Here is a 15,672-nt window from a genome sequence, read left to right as displayed (position 1 = left end):
ATGGGCTATCAGCGCGGAAAGGTTGCATCTAACTGGATTTTCATCGGTCGGCGGATGACGCGTTTATCGCATCTCACCTCGCGCAATTTCCTGATCGCGCTGCACGATGTGCTGGCGACGACGGCGGCGCTTTTTGCCGCCTTTTACGTGCGATTCGAGGGTGGCGACGGCTTCTACGAGCGTTTGCCGCTGCTGTTCCAGATCCTGCCCTATTTTCTAGCCTTCAGCGTCGTCGTGTTCTTCGTCTTGAACCTGACCACGACGAAATGGCGCTTCATCTCGCTGCCCGACGCGCTGAACATCATTCGCGCGGCGACCGTGCTGACGGTTGCCCTGCTCGTGCTCGACTACATCTTCGTTGCGCCCAACGTTCGCGGCGCCTTCTTCCTCGGCAAGGCGACGATCGTCCTCTACTGGTTCCTGGAGATCGCTTTCCTCAGCGCGTTGCGCATGACCTATCGCTATTTCCGCTATACGCGGGTGCGGCGCCATGCGAGAGGCGGTGATGCCGCGCCGACGCTGCTGATCGGCCGCGCCGCGGACGCGGAGGTGCTGCTGCGCGGCATCGAGAGCGGGGCGATCAAGCGGATCTGGCCGGTCGGCGTCTTGTCGCCGTCGTTTTCGGACCGGGGCCAAATCATCCGCAACCTGCCGGTGCTGGGCGGCATCGACGATGTCGAGGACATCATTGCGGACTTCGCCAAACGCAACAAGCCGATTGCCCGCCTCGTGATGACGCCGTCGGCGTTCGAGCCGGAGGCGCATCCGGAATCGGTCCTGATGCGGGCGCGCAAGTTGGGTGTGATCGTCAGCCGCATGCCCTCGCTCGAGAGCGGCGATACGCCGCGGCTCACCCCCGTCGCGGTCGAAGATCTCCTGCTGCGGCCGAGCGAGGCGATTGACTATGCCCGCCTGGAAGCCCTGATCAACGGCAAGGCGGTGATCGTCACCGGCGGCGGCGGCTCGATCGGTTCCGAGATCTGCGAGCGCGTCGTCGCCTTCGGCGCCGCGCGGCTCCTGATCGTCGAAAACTCCGAGCCGGCGCTCTACGCGATCACGGAACGGCTCGCCGCGCGGGGTGTGGCAGCCGAGATCGAAGGACGGATCGCCGACATTCGCGATCGCGAGCGCATCGTGCGCCTGATGGCCGAGTTCAGGCCGGATATCGTGTTCCATGCTGCCGCGCTCAAGCACGTGCCGATCCTCGAGCGCGACTGGAGCGAGGGCGTCAAGACCAATATCTTCGGCTCGATCAATGTCGCCGACGCCGCGCACAACGCCGGCGCCGAAGCCATGGTGATGATCTCAACCGACAAGGCGATCGAGCCGGTGTCGATGCTCGGCCTCACCAAGCGCTTCGCCGAGATGTACTGCCAGGCGCTCGATCGCGATCTCGCTGCAGCCAGCGGCGGCGCCAGGTCGCCGATGCGGTTGATCTCGGTCCGGTTCGGCAACGTGCTGGCGTCGAACGGCTCGGTGGTGCCGAAGTTCAAGGCCCAAATCGAAGCCGGCGGCCCTGTCACGGTGACGCATCCCGACATGGTCCGCTACTTCATGACCATCCGCGAGGCCTGCGATCTCGTCATCACCGCGGCCACGCACGCGCTCGGCGCGCAGCGTGCCGATGTCTCGGTCTACGTGCTCAACATGGGCCAGCCGGTGAAGATCGTCGATCTCGCCGAGCGCATGATCCGCCTCTCCGGACTGCAGCCCGGCTACGACATCGAGATCGTGTACACGGGCATGCGGCCGGGCGAACGCCTGTATGAGATCCTTTTCGCCTCCGAGGAGCCGACCCGCGAGATCGGGATTGCCGGCATCATGGCCGCACAGCCGAACCAGCCGCCGATGCAGACGTTGCGCAAATGGATCAGCGCGCTGGAGCAGGCCGTCGCGCGCGAGGACCGCGCCACCATCAGGACCATCCTGAAGGATGCGGTGCCGGAATTCGGGTCGACGGCGGCCTGACCATGCCGGTCGATGGGGTGTTGCGCGCTGTCCTGTCGGAGCGACGATGAGCGAGACGAAGCCGGTCGCGCTGGTGACGGGAGCGAGCGGCTTCGTCGGCCGTCACGTCGTGCGCGCATTGACGCGCGAGGGCTGGTCGGTCCGCCGCGCGGTGCGCAGCCCGGAAGGGGCTGACGGCGAGGTCGTGATCGACGCGATCGGTCCCGACACCGATTGGCAGGCGGCGCTCGAGGGCGTCGAGGCCGTCATCCATCTCGCCGCACGCGTGCATTACAAGAACGACGAGCACGCGGCCGAGCTCTACCGAAAGGTCAATGTCGAGGGCACGCTGCGCCTGGCACGCTGCGCAGCAGCGGCCGGCGTGCGCCATTTCATCTTCATCAGCACCGTTCTAGTGCATGGCCGCAGCAATGACGGCCGCGCGCCGTTCAGCGAGAACGATTCGCCGACGCCTCGTGGCCTCTACGGCACATCCAAGGCCGCGGCGGAGGCGGGCTTGAGGACGCTGGCGCGCGACGTCGACATGAAAATCTCGGTGATCAGGCCGCCGCTGATCTACGGCGCGCACGCCAAGGGCAACTTCCCGTTGCTGGCGCGCGCAATCAGGCTGGGGCTGCCGCTGCCCTTTGCGGCGATCCGCAATCGCCGCAACTTTCTTGCGGTGCAGAACCTGTCGTCATTCATCTTGCATCGGCTGCGCCATCCTGACGCGGCGAGCAATTTCGAGATCTTCCTGCTGGCCGACCGGGAGCGGGTCTCGACGCCTGAATTCATTGCCTGCATGGCGCGAGCCTCTGGCAAAACTGCCCGGCTGTTCGGCGTCCCGCCGAACCTGCTCGGCACGGTCCTGCGCGTGGTGGGCCGTCAGGAGATGCAGGACGGGCTGATCGGCTCGCTCGAGCTCGACATCTCCAAGGCGATCGCCACCGGCTGGCAGCCGCAGGTCTCCCTCGAGGAGGGGGTTCGGCTGGCGCTGTCGGATCAGGACGCCTGAAGGCGGGAAAAGCGCCGCAGCACGAGGCCGACGGCGACCGCGCCTGCGACCAAGGACGCAACAATGATCGTCGTCGAGCCGGCGCGAACGGTGACGATGGCGAGCATCGCCAGCACGAGATTGAGCGCGAACACCTCGCCGATCACCTGCGGGACCGTGAACCCATTGTCGGTTGCGCGTTGATAGAAGTGGGTGCGGTGCGCCGACCAGAATGGCTCGCGCCGGATGATGCGCCGAAACAGCGTGATGGTGGAATCCGCAAGGTAATAGGCCGGCAGCAGCAGCGCTGCGGCGGGTTGGCCGTGCCAGGCGAGCTCCAGCAGGCACCAGCCGAGCAACAGACCGATCGGCAGGCTGCCGACATCGCCGAGGAAGACCTTTGCGACCGGACGGTTGAACGGTGCAAAGCCGAGCATGGCGCCGCCCAGCGCGGTGGCAATCAGCACAGCCGGCCACGAGAGATCCCCGAGCCATCCGAGCAGCAGCAGCGCCGCGGTGACCGGCACGACTTCCGCCACCGTCATCAGGTCGAGACCGTCCATGAAGTTGACGAGGTTCACGAACCAGACTCCGGCAAGGACGATGAGGCCGCGCTCCAGCGCAAGCGGCAGCGCCGGCACGATGCGCGCGGCCTCGGGCGCGGTGAACACCACCGCGCCGACGCAGGCTGCCTGCAGCACCAGCCGCACGAGCACGGGCAGTGACACGATGTCGTCGGCGAAGCCGACCAATGCGATCACGACCGTCGCCGCGACCAGCGCCGGCGGAATCGCGACATTGGCCGAGGCCCCCCATAGCGAGGCGACGATCAGGGTGGCGGCGATCACCGCGATGCCCGCGCCCTGCGGGGTCGGGATGCGATGCGAGGACCGCGCGTTCGGTCGCGCCAGTGCGTAGCGCTGGAGCAGGGGACGGCTGGTCCAGGTGACGAGCGCCGAGATCAGCGCGGCGATCGCAACGGCAAGCAGCACGGCCGCGCCGGCGAGCGCACCGGTGGCCGAGCTCACTCCGGCACTCCGATCGGAGCCGACCCTTGCGCGGCCTTTTCAGCGCTGAGGATCCAGACCAGGCCGCCGACCGCGCCGACGATGAAGAACACCGCGCCGTACAGCAGCGAGATGTTGACGCCCTCGTTGGCGGCAAGTCCGGCGAAGCCGAACGCCAGGCCCATCGTGGCTTCACGCACGCCCCAGCCGGCGATCGAGATCGGCATCATCGTGATCAGCATCACGGGCGGCACGAGCAGAAAGACGTCGCTGAAGCGCACCGGGGCTGCAATCGACTGCACCACGCACCAGGCGATGACGACGGCGAGCACATGAACGAGGATCGACAGGAGCGCGATCACCGGTCCGCGGCTGCGATTGAAGATCACGCGGTTGGCGATCACCGCGCAGGCGTGAAGATGATGCGTGGCCCACCAGGTCTTGAGCCAGCGCCATTTCAGGGCGCCGAAGATCAGGAAGCCAATGCCGCCGGTGAGCGCCAGGAGGTCGATGAGCAGCAGCGCCGAGCGCCCGTGCGGATCGGTGATGAGGGTGTAGCTCCAGGGCAGGCTCGCGACGATGAGAACCGCGAGCGCGATCAGGCCGATGGCGCGGTCGACGAAGATCGAGTAGGTGGCCGCACGCCAGCCGGCGCCGGCGCGCGCGACCAGCCACAACCGGACCGCGTCGCCGCCGATCGCCGACGGCAGGGTCTGGTTGAAGAACGAGCCGATCACGTTGTAGCGCATGGCACGGCTGAGCTCGAGCGGCGCGCCGCAGACAGCACTGATCTCGCGCCAGCGCAGCACGCCGACGAGGATCTGCAGAAACGTGATTGCGATCGCCACGCCGATCCAGAGCAGGCTGGTCACGGTGAAGCGCGAAAACAGCTCGGATAGGTCGACCTTGCGCAGCGCCAGATAGAGCAGCGCCGCGGAAATCATGATTTTGGCCGCGGAAAGCAGGATTCGGCGCATTTCGCCCGCATGAACTGGGTTTGCGAAGATTTGAGGCAACCCGACGCAAGGCGCCGAATTCGGCCGCTTTGGTATGGTTTTGGCGCCAATCTTGCAATAGCCCTTGTTCGATCGCCCTCGTTCAATAGCCCCGTTAAGGACGCTGAGAGGAGTCCTCATGAAGCGCTGCGGGCCTATTGCGAGCCGATCGAGCCGGCGGCTAAACAGGGCCGGCTTGGATCCCCAGGGAACAGGATGACAGATCAGGCGATTTTGGTTACCGGCGCGGCCGGCTTCATCGGCTTTCACGTTGCCCGCCAGCTCCTGGGCGAAGGCCGGTCCGTCGTCGGGCTCGATAATCTCAACAGCTATTACGACCCGGCGCTGAAGAAGGCGCGACTTGCGCTGCTCGAGGCGGAACCCCGTTTCTCCTTCGTCGAGGCCGACCTTGCCGACCGCGAGACGATGGCCGCGCTGTTCGCGCAACATCGTTTTGCCAAAGTCGTGCATCTGGCGGCGCAGGCCGGCGTGCGCTACTCGATCGAGCAGCCGCACGCCTACGCCGAGTCCAATCTCGTCGGATTTCTCAACGTGCTCGAGGGCTGCCGCAACAACGGCGCTCGTCATCTCGTCTACGCCTCGTCATCCTCCGTTTACGGCGCCAACACAAAAATGCCATTTGCGGTTGCGGACCGCACCGATCATCCGGTGAGCTTCTACGCCGCGACCAAGAAGGCGAACGAGGTGATGGCGCAGTCCTACAGCCATCTCTATCGCCTGCCGGTCACGGGCCTGCGCTTCTTCACCATCTACGGGCCATGGGGACGGCCCGACATGGCCATGTTTCTGTTCGCGAGCGCCATCATGGCGGGCAAGCCGATCCGGCTCTTCAACCATGGCAGGATGCGTCGCGACTTCACCTATATCGACGATGTGACGCGCGTCGTCTCGAAGCTGATCGATCTCGTGCCGGCGGAGGATCCTTCTGCCGCAAATGCGCCGTTTAAGCTCTACAATGTCGGCAATCACCATCCGGAGGAACTGATGCACGTCGTCGGTCTTCTGGAGCGGGAGCTGGGCCGGACGGCGATCAAAGAATTGCTGCCGATGCAGCCGGGAGATGTGCTGGAAACGTTCGCGGATGTCGAGGATCTGATGCGCGACACCGGCTTTGCACCGTCAACGCCGATCGAGCATGGGGTCCAAAATTTTGTCACCTGGTATCGGGACTATTTCAAGGTTTGAGATGACGATGGACAAACGCATAATCCCCCTGATCATGTGCGGCGGCGCCGGCACGCGGTTGTGGCCGGCCTCGCGCGAGGTGCGGCCCAAGCAGTTCCTGCCGCTGTTCGGCACGCGCTCGACCTTCCAGGACACGCTGCTGCGCGTCTCCGATCCCTCCCTGTTCGACCGGCCGATCGTCATCACCAACGCGTCCTATCGCTTCATGGTGCTGGAGCAGCTCGCCGAGATCGGCATCGAGGCGGACGTCATCCTCGAGCCGATGCGGCGCGATTCCGGCCCTGCGATCGCCGCAGGCGCGGTGTTCGCTCAAAACCGCGCCAGTGAGGCGATCGTGCTCGCGCTCGCCGCCGATCACGTCGTGCAGGACAATGCCGCCTTCGTCGCCGCCTGCCGCGAAGGCCTTGCCGCCGCGAGCACCGGGCGCATCGTCACCTTCGGCGTCAAGCCGGAGCGGCCGGCGACCGAATACGGCTACATCAACCCGGGCGAGGTGATCTCCGGCGAGGTGCATGCGGTGGCGCGCTTCGTCGAGAAGCCGGACGCGGTGAAGGCGTCCGACTACGTCAATTCGGGCTATCTCTGGAACAGCGGCAACTTCATGTTTCCGGCGAGCGTCCTGCTCGACGAGTACCGCAAGGTCGATGCGGCGAGCGTCGAGGCGGTCACCAATGCCGTCAACAATGCCGGCCGCGATCTCGGCTTCGTCACGCTGGAGCCGGAGGCGTTCGCTGCGGCGAAGGCGATCTCGATCGACTATGCCGTGATGGAGAAGACCGCGCGCGCGGCGGTCGTTCCGGTCTCGTGCGGCTGGTCCGATGTCGGCTCATGGCACGCGGTGTGGGAATTGTCCGAGAAGGACGCGCAGGGCAACGCCGCGCACGGCGCCGCCGTGTTCGAGGATTCCCGCAATTGCAACGTCACCACCGACCAGGCGCTGGTCGCGCTCGAAGGCGTCGACGATCTCGTCGTGGTCGCAACTGCGGATGCGGTGCTGGTCTCGCGGCAGAAGGATGCCAACGGCCTGAAGCGTCTCGTCACCAAGCTGAAGGCGGTTGCGCCCAAGGTCACCGAGGAGCACCTCAAGGTGCATCGGCCCTGGGGCAGCTACCAGTCCGTCGACAATGGCGAGCGCCACCAGGTCAAGCGCATTGTGGTGAAGCCGGGCGGGCGGCTGTCGCTGCAGAAGCACCACCATCGCGCCGAGCACTGGATCGTGGTCCGCGGCACCGCGCAGGTGACGGTCAACGAGACCGTCAAGACGGTGCACGAGAACGAATCGATCTACATCCCGATGGGCGCCGTCCACCGCATGGAGAACCCGGGCAAGATCCAGCTGGAACTGATCGAGGTCCAGACTGGAAGCTATCTCGGGGAAGACGACATCATCCGGATTGAAGACGACTATCAAAGGTCGTAACCACCAGGCTCCGAATCACGAGCCCCGGGCCGACAAGTGTTATTTTTCCGCTTAAGGCCCGGGGAACGTGTAACTTTTTGAATCAAATCGTGTCCGGGCCGCAAGGGCGGCATTCGCCACAAATGTGGCGTCCGTGCTAGAAGCGCGCCGGGGATTTGCGTTGAATCGGGGTTTGCTCAGATGAGTTCCAAGGGATCAGCACCGGCAAAGGCCGGCTTGCGCGTCGGCGTCATTGGCGCCGGCGTGATGGGCAGCAACCATGCGCGCGTGCTCAGCGGCCTGCCCGGCATCAGCCTCGTCGGCGTCGTCGATCCCTCGCACACGCATCGCGCCCGCGCGACGGAACTGGCCAATTGCCCCAGCTTCGAGACGCTCGACCAGCTCATCGCCGCCGGCGTCGACGCGGTCACCATCGCCGCGCCGACGCATCTGCATCACGAAGTGGCGCTCGCCTGCATCGCCAAGAACATTCATGTCCTGGTCGAGAAGCCGATCGCATCCACGGTGGAAGAGGGCCGCGAGATCGTCGCCGCCGCGCACAAGGCCGGCGTGACGCTGATGGTCGGCCATGTCGAGCGCTTCAATCCGGCGGTTGCCGCCGTCAAGCAGGCGATCGCGGGCGAGGACATTCTCTCCATCGCGATCACCCGCGTCGGCCCGTTCCCGCCGCGCATGTCCAATGTCGGCGTCGTCATCGACCTCGCCGTGCACGACATCGATCTGATCCGCTGGTTCACCGAATCCGACATCGTCGAGGTGCAGCCGCAGCTGTCGAGCGCGGTGGCCGAGCGCGAGGACATCGCGCTGCTGCAGTTCCGCACCGCCAACGGCGTGCTCGCTCACATCAACACCAACTGGCTGACGCCGTTCAAGGCGCGCAGCGTCACGGTCGCGACCCGCGGCAAGTACGTGATGGGCGATCTCTTGACGCGCCAGGTCACCGAATGCTTCGGCTTCAAGCCGGATGGCAGCTATTCGATGCGGCACCTGCCGGTCGGCCATGACGAGCCGCTCCGCGCCGAGCTGATCGCGTTCCTCAAGGCGGTGCGCAACGGCGAGACGCCGGCGGTCACCGGCGACGAAGGCGTCGCCAGCCTCGAGATCGCCACCCAGTGCCTGGAGACGCCGTCGCGGCCCGCGGCCAAATCGCCCGCCCTCAAGGGGCCGCGCCGCATCGCCGGCTGATCCCTGTCCATGTCGACCGCTCAAGACCAGCAAGGCGCCAAGAACCAGGCCATGAACCAGCATCTGCGCTCCGAACCGATTCCCTTCATCGATGTCGCCTCGCAACGCCGCCGGCTCGGCGCCTCGCTCGATGCCGCCGTCAAGCGCGTGCTCGATCATTGCCAGTTCGTCAACGGCCCGGAGGTGTTCGAGCTCGAGAAGCAGCTCGCCGCCTATTCCGGCGCCAAGCATGTCATCGGCTGCGCCAGCGGCACCGACGCGATCCTGATGGTGATGATGGCGAAGAATGTCGGGCCCGGCGATGCCGTGCTGTGTCCGTCCTTCACCTTCATCGCGACGGCTTCGCCGGTGGCGCGCACCGGCGCGACGCCGGTCTATGTCGACGTCGACGAGGCCACCTTCAACATGAGCCCGGACTCGCTCAAGCGCGGCATCGCGACCGCGCGCAAGGCCGGCCTCAAGCCGGTCGCGGTGATTCCAGTCGATCTGTTCGGCCAGCCCGCCGATCACGACGCCATCGCCGAGATCGCGAGAGCCGAGGGGCTGTTCGTGCTCGACGACGCCGCACAAGGGTTCGGCGCCAGCTACAAGGGCCGCAAGCTCGGCACCTTCGGGCTCGCCACCGCGACCAGCTTCTTCCCGGCAAAGCCGCTCGGCTGCTTCGGCGACGGCGGCGCGATCTTCACCGATGACGACGAGCTCGCGGCAACGCTGCGCAGCATCCGCGTGCACGGGCAGGGCGTCGACAAATACGACAACGTCCGGCTCGGCCTGACCGGCCGGCTCGACACCATGCAGGCCGCGGTCCTGATCGAGAAGCTGAAGATCTTCGACGACGAGATCGCCGCCCGCAACAGGGTCGCCGAGCGCTACGCGCGTGGTCTGAGCAACGTCGTCACGGTGCCACGCCTGGCACCCGGCAATACCTCGGTCTGGGCGCAGTACACGATCCGCCTGCCGAAGGGGACCGACCGCGACGGCTTTGCCGCCGCGCTGAAGGCCCAGGGCGTGCCGACCGCGATCTATTACGGCAAGTCGATGCATCAGCAGACCGCCTACAAGCAATACCCGGTCGCCGATGGCGGCCTGCCGGCTTGCGAGAGCCTGTCGCAGGACGTCATCAGCCTGCCGATGCACGCCTATCTGACCGAAGCCGACCAGGAACGAATCATCGCCGCCGTGCAGGGCGCGCTGGCGGGCTGAGTTCTTCACCTCTCCCCAGCGGGGAGAGGTCGGATTGCGTAGCAATCCGGGTGAGGGGGCGCAGCATTCGGTGAGACTGTAACCCCTCACCCGGACCGCATCTTCGATGCGCTCCGACCTCTCCCTACCGGAGAGGTGACCGGCCCCGAGCAGCTGTCTTTTTTCATCACATCAGACTTCAAAGCCTTATCGGCTGCCCGATAAGCCTCTAGAAGAGTCCGCATGCTCGGACGCATTTTCACGGTTGGTGGATACACGCTGCTCTCGCGGCTGACGGGGTTTGCCCGCGACATCATGCTGGCGGCGATCCTCGGCGCGGGTCCCGTAGCCGATGCCTTCTTCGTGGCGCTGCGGCTGCCCAATCATTTCCGCGCGATCTTCGCCGAGGGGGCCTTCAACGCCGCCTGGGTGCCTGCCTATGCCCATGTCCATGGCGAGAAGGGCGAGGCGGCGGCCCATCTGTTCGCCGATCGCATCTTCACGCTGCTGCTGGCCTCGCAGGTCGTGCTGCTGGTCGTCGCCTGGCTGTTCATGCCGCAGGCCATGAGCATTCTCGCGCCCGGCTTTTCCGAGGATGCCGAGCAGCGCAAGCTCGCGATCGAACTGACCCGGATCACCTTTCCCTACCTGCTGCTGATCACGCTGGTGACGCTCTATGGCGGCATGCTCAACGTGATGCAGCGCTTTGCCAGCGCCGCGGCGGCGTCGATCTTCCTCAACGTCGCGATGATGATGACGCTGGCGCTCGCCGCCTGGTTTCCGACCGCGGGCCACGCCGCCGCCTGGGGCGTGCTCATTTCCGGCTTCCTGCAATATTTCCTGCTCGCCGGCGATCTCGCCCGCCATGGCGGCCCGCCGCGCTTTGCGCCGCTCAAGCTCGACGAAGATGTTCGCGACTTCTTCAAGGCACTGGGACCGGCGACGTTGGGCTCGATGGGCACACAGCTCGCGCTGTTCGCCGACACCATCATCGCCACCTTCCTGCCCGCCGGCGCGCTCTCGGCGCTGTATTACGCCGACCGCCTCAATCAATTGCCGATCGGCGTCATCGGCATCGCCATCGGCACGGTGCTGCTGCCGGAAATGTCGCGGCGGATCACCGCGAATGACCAGGACGGCGCGATGAAGGCGCAGCGCCGCGCCTTCGATTTCACGCTGCTGTTCTCGATCCCGTTCGTGGCGGCCTTCCTCACCGTGCCCGACGAGATCATGCGGGCGCTGTTCGCCCGCGGCGCGTTTTCGCAGGCCGACGCGGCCGTGGCCGGCGCCACGCTCGCGGCCTACGCCATCGGCCTGATCCCCTTCGTGCTGATCCGCAGCGCGGTCGCGACCTTCTATGCGCGCAAGGACACAGCGACGCCGGTGCGGGCGTCGCTGACCGGCATCGCCGTCAACGTCGCGCTGAAGGTCGCCTTGATGGGATCGCTCGCGCAGATCGGCCTCGCGCTCGCAACGGCCGTCGGGGTCTGGACCAATCTCTTGCTGGTGCTGTTCTTCGCCGTGCGGCGCGGTTTTCTCGTGCTGGACCGTGGCTGGCTGACGTCGCTGGCCAAATTCCTGCTGACCGGGATCGTCCTCGCCGCCGCGTTCTGGCTGATCGCGCACCTCGGTGCTGCATCTCTCGCCTCGATGCATTTCCACGATGAGTTGATGCTCGTCCTGCTCGCGGTCGGCGGCAGCATCGTCTACGCGCTCGCGATCCTCATCCTGTTCGGCCGCAGCTGGCTGGTTTCCCTGGTGCGCGGTTAAGCCAGCAGGGCATTCGCCTCCAGGCTGCAGTGAACATCCGCACATCTCTTGATTTTGCGCTGTTCCCGTGGTATTCGCGCTGCATGATCAAATCGTCGCGCACCCTCAACCGCAACCACATGACCCGCTTCGGCTGGGCCGTGGAAGGAGTCGTGCGCTAGGAATTCGACGACGACATCTTTTCCACCAGGCCCCGCCGGCATCGGACGGGGCCTTTTCTTTGGCCACGCTCCCTGCCGGCTCAACAGCAGGAGCGTGCGATGCCACCCCAACTGACGAACATCTCATCCGAAATTGAGATCGATGCCGCAAGGCGCGGCCTCGATCTCTCGATGGTCTTGAGCCTGCTCAAGCGATACTGGCTTGCATTTCAGGCGCGGCGGTCCCGCGTACGGGTCAGCTTGCATGACCTCAGCGACAGGGAGCTGATGGACATCGGCCTGACGCGCGGCGAGATCGACTTCATCGCACCTGAGCGTGTCATCGACAGGGTGAGAGACAACGCGAGGACACTGTGGGGCCGTGGTGGGATGTGACGCCTCTCCTTCGAGACGACCGCTGAGCCTGTCGTCGGGCTGGCTCAGCGGCGGACGTCTCGAAGGGCGGCCACACGGAAATTGATGCGATGACCCCGACTTTACAGGCCAGCACCGGTTGATTCCTTGCGTCAGCGCCGGCCTAATGCCATTTGCCTTGCCAGTTTTTCCACGGCAATATGCCCGCAAAACAACCATAGGACGGGATCAGAAAATGGCGGCTCCCATCAAGTTCGGCGTTGGCCAAAGCGTGCTGCGCAAGGAGGATGACGCGCTCATCCGCGGCAAGGGCCGCTATACCGACGATTACGCGCCGCAGGCCGCGCTGCGCTGCCTGATGCTGCGCTCGCCGCATGCGCATGCCAAGTATACCCTCGATGTGAGCCGCGCCCGCGGCCTGCCCGGCGTTGCGCTGATTCTCACCGCAGACGACGTTGCGGATCTCGGCAATCTGCCCTGCCTGTTCAATCTCGAGACCGATCCGTTCACCGGACCGCCTTACCCGATCCTGGCCAAGGACGAGGTGCGCCATGTCGGCGATGCCGTCGCCTTCGTGGTTGCCGAGACCATCGATCAGGCCCGCGACGCGATCGAGGCGATCGAGGTCAAATGGAGCCCGCTGCCGGCGGTCACCGGCGTCGTCAATGCCGTGAAAAAGGGCGCGCCGCAGGTCTGGCCGGACAAGCCCGGCAACGTGCTGTTCGACGTCTCGATCGGCGACAAGGCGGCGACCGAAGCGGCCTTCGCCAAGGCGCATGCGGTCGCCGAGATCTCGATCGTCAATCCGCGCGTGGTCGCGAGCTTCATGGAGACGCGCGCGGCGGTCTGCGAATACGATTCCAAGCGCGACCATCTGACGCTGACGGTCGGCAGTCAGGGCAGCCACCGCCTGCGCGACATCCTCTGCCAGAACGTGCTCAACATCCCCACCGACAAGATGCGGGTGATCTGCCCCGACGTCGGCGGCGGGTTCGGCACCAAGCTGTTCCCGTACCGCGAATACGCCCTGATGGCGGTCGCGGCCAAGAAGCTGAAGAAGACGGTGAAATGGGCGGCCGACCGCACCGAGCATTTCATGGGCGACGCGCAGGGCCGCGACAACGTCACCACCGCGAAGATGGCGCTGGCCGAGGACGGCAAGTTCCTGGCGATGGATTGCGATCTGATGGGCGACATGGGCGCCTATCTGTCGACCTTCGGGCCCTACATCCCGCATGGCGGCGCCGGCATGCTGCCGGGCCTCTACGACATCCAGGCCTTCCATTGCCGGGTGCGCACCATCTTCACCAACAGCGTGCCGGTGGATGCCTATCGCGGCGCCGGCCGGCCCGAGGCCGCCTACGTCATCGAGCGTCTGGTCGATGCCTGCGCGCGCAAGCTCGACATGACGCCGGACGCGGTCCGCCGCAAGAATTTCATCCAGCCGAAGGCGCTGCCGTACAAGACGGCCACCGGCAAGGTCTACGATTCCGGCGACTTCGCCGCGCATCTGAAGCGTGCGATGGAGATCGCCGAGTGGAAGGACTTTCCCAAGCGCGCGAAACTTGCCAAGAAGCAGGGCCTGATCCGCGGCATCGGGCTGGCGAGCTACGTCGAGGTCTGCGGCACCATGGGCGAGGAGACCGCCAATGTGCGGCTCGATCCCAACGGCGACGTCACCGTGCTGATCGGCACGCAATCGAGCGGGCAGGGCCACCAGACCGCCTACGCCCAGATCGTCGCCGAGCAGTTCGGCGTCGCGCCCGAGCGTGTCCACATCCATCAGGGCGATACCGACGAGATCAAGACCGGTCTCGGCACCGGCGGCTCGGCCTCGATCCCCTCCGGCGGCGTCAGCGTCGAGCGTGCCACGCGCGAGCTCGGCCAGAAGCTGAAGGAGATCGCGGCGCAGGCGCTGGAGGCCGGCGCCGGCGACCTCGAGATCTCCGAGGGCGTGGTGCGGATCGCCGGCACCGATCGTTCGATCTTGTTCGCCGATCTGGCCAGGCGGCCCGGGGTCGATCCGTCGAAGCTGAACGGCAGCGCGACCTTCGCCAGCGCCGACGGCACCTATCCCAACGGCACCCATGTCGCCGAAGTCGAGATCGATCCGGCCACCGGCATCATCAAGATCGTCAACTACGTGATCGTCGACGATTTCGGCAAGACGCTCAATCCGCTGCTGCTGGCCGGCCAGGTCCATGGCGGCGCCATGCAGGGCATCGGCCAGGCGCTGATGGAGCAGGTGGTCTATGGCGCCACCGACGGCCAGCTCATCACGGCGACCTACATGGACTACGCGCTGCCGCGCGCGGCGGATGGCCCGGCCTTCGTGTTCGAGACCCACAACGTCCCGTGCAAGACCAATCCGATGGGCGTGAAAGGGGCGGGCGAGGCCGGCGCGATCGGCTCCTGTCCGGCCATCGTCAACGCCATCGTCGACGCGCTCTGGCGCGAATACAAGATCGATCACATCGACATGCCGGCGACGCCGGAGCGGGTGTGGATCGCCATCAGCGAGCATCACCGTCGCCACAGCCTGTAAGTCCAGGCACGCGGAACGCGTCTTGCGGGCTCAGCCCAATTGATCCGGAGTGCGACGATTTATCGTCCGCTCCGGATGGAATGAAATCTGCCAATCGGTGTTGGCCATTCAGGGGTCGGCACGATCCTGCATCAGGGAAAGGGATTTTGCGAATGAAGCGAGTATTGATCGTCGGGGCTGCGCTGCTGCTCGGGATGGGCGCCGTCTGGGCGCAACAGGATTCCGTCAAGGAAGTTCAGACCCTCATGAAGGGCAACGGCAAGAACGCCGGCGCGATGTCGGCGATGGTGAAGGGCGAGAAGCCCTACGACCAGGCGACGGTGGACAGCGCGCTGGCGCAGTTCGAGGATACCGCCAAGAAGCTGCCGAACCTGTTTCCGGCCAGCGCCAAAGGCGTGAAGCTCGACGGCGACTACTCGACCTCGCCGAAGGTCTGGGAGGACAAGCCCGGCTTCGACGCGAAGGTCGCAAGCTTCGCCAAGGTCGTCAGCGAGGCCAAGGCCAAGATCAAGGACCTGGATTCGCTCAAGGCGAGCATGCCCGCGATCGGCAAGGAATGCGGCGGCTGCCACGAAACCTACCGCATCAAGAACAGCTGAGGCCAAGGAAAAGCTTCGTAGCCCGGATGGAGCGAAGCGCAATCCGGGGGCTGTCCGAGTCGTTCCTCCGTCCCGGATTGCGCTTGCGCTCCATCCGGGCTACTCGGAATTCAGAAAGGGCGGTTGTGAAAGCAGCCGCCCTTTTCCGTTTACAAGATTTTTCCGTTCACAAGGTCTGACGGATCGCCGTCCGAACGGTTATGTTCGCAGCAGCGGCCGCGGCGTTGATGCGATGAGTCGCGTCTCTTTCCCGATTGCCTCATGACGTCGGGAGTTCAAGCGCGCGGCGAGGATCTCAATCAACAGC

General features: G+C 65.5%; 12 protein-coding genes. 10 read left to right on the top strand and 2 right to left on the bottom strand.

What is annotated here, in order from left to right; all coding sequences use genetic code 11:
• The first annotated feature begins 54 nt into the window (after nucleotides 1–54).
• Entirely contained in the window at nucleotides 55–1,968 is a 1,914-nt protein-coding gene (locus DCM80_RS06980; protein WP_028137550.1) for a nucleoside-diphosphate sugar epimerase/dehydratase, read from the top strand.
• Nucleotides 1,969–2,014: 46 nt separating this feature from the next.
• Entirely contained in the window at nucleotides 2,015–2,962 is a 948-nt protein-coding gene (locus DCM80_RS06975; RefSeq protein ID WP_257196314.1) for an NAD-dependent epimerase/dehydratase family protein, read from the top strand.
• Here DCM80_RS06975 and DCM80_RS06970 read toward each other — a convergent pair.
• Nucleotides 2,950–3,969, bottom strand: coding sequence for a glycosyltransferase family 4 protein (locus tag DCM80_RS06970; protein WP_257196313.1), 1,020 nt, complete (start codon nucleotides 3,967–3,969; stop codon nucleotides 2,950–2,952). The two genes, DCM80_RS06975 and DCM80_RS06970, sit on opposite strands and share 13 nt — an antisense overlap.
• On the bottom strand, nucleotides 3,966–4,925 hold the full coding sequence (locus tag DCM80_RS06965; protein ID WP_257196312.1) for a lysylphosphatidylglycerol synthase transmembrane domain-containing protein: 960 nt from the start codon (nucleotides 4,923–4,925) through the stop codon (nucleotides 3,966–3,968). Before DCM80_RS06965 ends, DCM80_RS06970 begins: the two co-directional genes overlap by 4 nt.
• A gap of 234 nt (nucleotides 4,926–5,159) precedes the next feature.
• Here DCM80_RS06965 and DCM80_RS06960 point away from each other — a divergent pair, with 234 nt between their 5' ends.
• From DCM80_RS06960 to DCM80_RS06925, 8 genes are all read left to right on the top strand, one after another.
• Nucleotides 5,160–6,149 carry an NAD-dependent epimerase gene (locus tag DCM80_RS06960; protein WP_257196311.1) on the top strand — a complete coding sequence of 330 codons (990 nt, stop codon included), beginning with the start codon at nucleotides 5,160–5,162 and terminating at the stop codon, nucleotides 6,147–6,149.
• 7 nt (nucleotides 6,150–6,156) lie between these two features.
• Complete coding sequence (locus DCM80_RS06955; RefSeq protein WP_257196310.1) at nucleotides 6,157–7,569, top strand: mannose-1-phosphate guanylyltransferase/mannose-6-phosphate isomerase; 1,413 nt, start codon at nucleotides 6,157–6,159, stop codon at nucleotides 7,567–7,569.
• A gap of 180 nt (nucleotides 7,570–7,749) precedes the next feature.
• Entirely contained in the window at nucleotides 7,750–8,754 is a 1,005-nt protein-coding gene (locus DCM80_RS06950; protein WP_257175577.1) for a Gfo/Idh/MocA family protein, read from the top strand.
• A gap of 51 nt (nucleotides 8,755–8,805) precedes the next feature.
• On the top strand, nucleotides 8,806–9,957 hold the full coding sequence (locus DCM80_RS06945) for a DegT/DnrJ/EryC1/StrS aminotransferase family protein (RefSeq protein ID WP_257197885.1): 1,152 nt from the start codon (nucleotides 8,806–8,808) through the stop codon (nucleotides 9,955–9,957).
• Between the two features lie 222 nt (nucleotides 9,958–10,179).
• Nucleotides 10,180–11,706 (top strand): murein biosynthesis integral membrane protein MurJ, encoded by a 1,527-nt coding sequence (gene murJ, locus DCM80_RS06940; protein ID WP_257196309.1) that lies wholly within the window; start codon nucleotides 10,180–10,182, stop codon nucleotides 11,704–11,706.
• A gap of 260 nt (nucleotides 11,707–11,966) precedes the next feature.
• Entirely contained in the window at nucleotides 11,967–12,242 is a 276-nt protein-coding gene (locus DCM80_RS06935; RefSeq protein ID WP_257196308.1) for a DUF1127 domain-containing protein, read from the top strand.
• Nucleotides 12,243–12,456: 214 nt separating this feature from the next.
• On the top strand, nucleotides 12,457–14,766 hold the full coding sequence (locus DCM80_RS06930; RefSeq protein WP_257196307.1) for a xanthine dehydrogenase family protein molybdopterin-binding subunit: 2,310 nt from the start codon (nucleotides 12,457–12,459) through the stop codon (nucleotides 14,764–14,766).
• Between the two features lie 152 nt (nucleotides 14,767–14,918).
• The gene (locus tag DCM80_RS06925; protein WP_257196306.1) at nucleotides 14,919–15,365 is read left to right on the top strand and encodes a cytochrome c; all 447 of its coding nucleotides are present in this window, start codon (nucleotides 14,919–14,921) and stop codon (nucleotides 15,363–15,365) included.
• The last annotated feature ends 307 nt before the right edge of the window (nucleotides 15,366–15,672 follow it).

The organism is Bradyrhizobium sp. WBOS08 (genome assembly GCF_024585125.1).
Lineage (GTDB): Bacteria > Pseudomonadota > Alphaproteobacteria > Rhizobiales > Xanthobacteraceae > Bradyrhizobium > Bradyrhizobium japonicum_B.
Note: the sequence above shows the minus strand (reverse complement) of the source record. Positions and strands in the feature narration are given on the sequence as shown.